The organism is Acidovorax sp. GW823-FHT01C06, assembly GCF_058798375.1.
The window spans coordinates 1-617 of sequence record NZ_JBXAKN010000026.1 but is presented as its reverse complement, the minus strand read 5'-3'; the positions used below and the strand labels follow the sequence as shown (position 1 = coordinate 617).

1 protein-coding gene is annotated in these 617 nt (G+C 67.4%); it reads left to right on the top strand.

What is annotated here, in order from left to right; all coding sequences use genetic code 11:
* The coding region (locus AC1RCS_RS24915) for a 5-dehydro-4-deoxyglucarate dehydratase (RefSeq protein WP_492246554.1) at positions 1-617 on the top strand (617 nt) is incomplete at both ends.

Here is a 617-nt window from a genome sequence, read left to right as displayed (position 1 = left end):
CTCAAATCCATCATGGGCTCCGGCCTGCTGTCGTTCCCCATCACGGACTTCGACGAGCAGGGTGAATTCCGCCCCAGGACCTACATCGAGCGCCTGGAGTGGCTGGCCCCCTACGGCGCCAGCGCCCTGTTCGCCGCCGGCGGCACGGGCGAGTATTTCTCGCTCTCGGGCCCCGAGTACGGCCAGGTCATCAAGACCGCCGTGGACACCTGCCGCGGCAAGGTGCCCATCATTGCCGGCGCCGGCGGCCCCACCCGCACCGCCATCGCCCATGCCCAGGAGGCCGAGCGCCTGGGCGCCCACGGCATCCTGCTGTTGCCCCACTACCTGACCGAAGCCGGCCAGGAGGGCCTGATCGAGCATGTGGCCGCCGTGTGCAACAGTGTGAAGTTCGGCGTCATCGTCTACAACCGCGACCGCACCAAGCTCACCGCCGATTCCCTGGCCATCCTGGCCGACCGCTGCCCCAACCTCATCGGCTTCAAGGACGGCGTGGGCAACATCGAGACCATGTCTTCGATCTTCATGAAGATGGGTGACCGCTTCTCCTACCTGGGCGGCCTGCCCACGGCCGAGGTGTATGCGGCGGCCTACAAGGCGCTGGGCACGCCGGTGTA